Origin of the sequence: Shewanella sp. 11B5 (assembly GCF_002836795.1) — a bacterium.
Taxonomy (GTDB): Bacteria; Pseudomonadota; Gammaproteobacteria; order Enterobacterales; family Shewanellaceae; genus Shewanella; species Shewanella frigidimarina.
The window spans coordinates 1-1,648 of record NZ_PJAP01000821.1 but is presented as its reverse complement, the minus strand read 5'-3'; the positions used below and the strand labels follow the sequence as shown (position 1 = coordinate 1,648).

Here is a 1,648-nt window from a genome sequence, read left to right as displayed (position 1 = left end):
CACGTGAGGTAAAACGGTCATCCCTTACCCCTAAAATTGCCCGGTAGTTTTTGTGTGCAGGATCGGGCGCTAATGGCGCAACGCCGCCATCAATAAACGGTACTATTGGGGTTTCGTGTTCATTTAGGCTCAGCATTTTACCTAACTTAATCCCATTACTATCAGTAACGGTGATGTCTCTATTTTGCTGTGCCACTTGAGATTTAACCAGCGCGTTTCTTACCGCCGATATACCCACAAAACTGCCAATAATTAAAATGGTTGTGATTAATATAAGTTCAATGGTCAGTACAAAACCAGCCTGCTTACTTAACCTGGTTGATATGTTATTTATCATGGTGGCGGCCTCTTATAATGAATCGGCTAAAACGCTCAGCAAATCCATAAACTGAATTGCGGCGGGGAAAAAAACCAGAACCAGAAACATCGGAAAACACACCAATAACATCGGCAATAATACTTCTAGCGACTTTCGATTAATTTTACTGTTTACCAATTGCTGGCGTTGCTGTTGTATAGCACTGAGTTGTGATTGCAGACAATTGATTAATGGTGAGCCAATTTGCAAACCAATGTTAATAATAGCCGCCAATTTATTCAGATTTTGCACCCCGGTTCGTTTGGCTAAATCCGCAAAAGCGCGTTGCCTATCACGACCAGACTCTAATTCTAAAGACAGCAGTAATAACTCATCTGCTAATGGGTGTTCTTTGGTTAAGCCATATTTTGCCGACAGTCTAAATGCCTGGCTTAGAGGTGTTCCGGATTGTAAATAGACCACTAATAAACTGATAAAAAATTCTAATGATGCATCGATGCGCTGTTTTCTCATTTGGCGTTTTAACAGTAACCAGCCATCTAGCATGAAAAAGGCAATAACGCTTACCAGAATGTTAAGCCATACCGGCATTGTCGGCATAAATTCAAGCACCATGATAACGGCTGTAATCGCTAAGCTGATTTTAATAGACCAATACAGCAACCGGTTACGAAATACCGATAAACCCGCTTGTCTAATCAGGTTTGCTGGATAAATGTTGTCTAAAGGTAGTAAGTCACCAAAAGAAGTAATGTCTTTGTCGTCGACACGAGTGTTATGGAATAAGTAAAATAACCAACAAGTTAAAACCAATAACACGCCTAAAATAAGATCGGTAAAAAGTGATGTATTCATAAGTTGGCCTTTAATACTTTACGTAACCAAAAGAAGCCAATAATTTGTAATAACAACGCAGTGCTTAAGAAGTTAGCGCCATTAGGGTGATCTAATAATGGTGCAAACCAATGCTGCTCCTGCGACACAAACAATGGAATAAGTGCATAAGGCATAAGCCCACAAAAGAACGCCGCATAACGTGTGCCCGACATTTGGCTATTAATAAATTGATACTGCTGAATACGTTGGCGCATAAGCTTAGTCACGGCTTGTAACATGGCATTAAAGTCGCTGCCGGTTTGATGCCTTGCTACCAATGCTTGAGCAAATAATCGGGTGCCTTCGGTGTTGTAGCGATTGACTAATCGATTAACCGATTGGCTGGCGTCATAACCCGATGACAACCGCGTGACTATTTCTGTCAGCTCTGCTTTTAATGGCCCTTTGGCTAAACTGGCTGCGGTTGAAATAGCTTGTAGTGGTGACAACCCC

General features: G+C 41.4%; 2 protein-coding genes and 1 pseudogene. All 3 read right to left on the bottom strand.

The window, feature by feature from the left end; all coding sequences use genetic code 11:
- Positions 1 to 337: pseudogene (locus CXF78_RS16800) on the bottom strand (hypothetical protein); the annotation flags it as partial.
- 12 nt (positions 338 to 349) lie between these two features.
- The gene (locus CXF78_RS16795) at positions 350 to 1,174 is read right to left on the bottom strand and encodes a type II secretion system F family protein (protein ID WP_102037415.1); all 825 of its coding nucleotides are present in this window, start codon (positions 1,172 to 1,174) and stop codon (positions 350 to 352) included.
- Positions 1,171 to 1,648, bottom strand: a 478-nt coding sequence (locus tag CXF78_RS16790) for a type II secretion system F family protein (protein WP_180957196.1), incomplete at its 5' end; no start/stop codon positions are given. The genes CXF78_RS16795 and CXF78_RS16790, both read right to left, overlap by 4 nt.

Excerpts from the sequence above, each read along its gene's own strand:
- CXF78_RS16795 (WP_102037415.1), bottom strand. The coding sequence starts at position 1,174 with ATGAATACATCACTTTTTACCGATCTTATTTTAGGCGTGTTATTGGTT.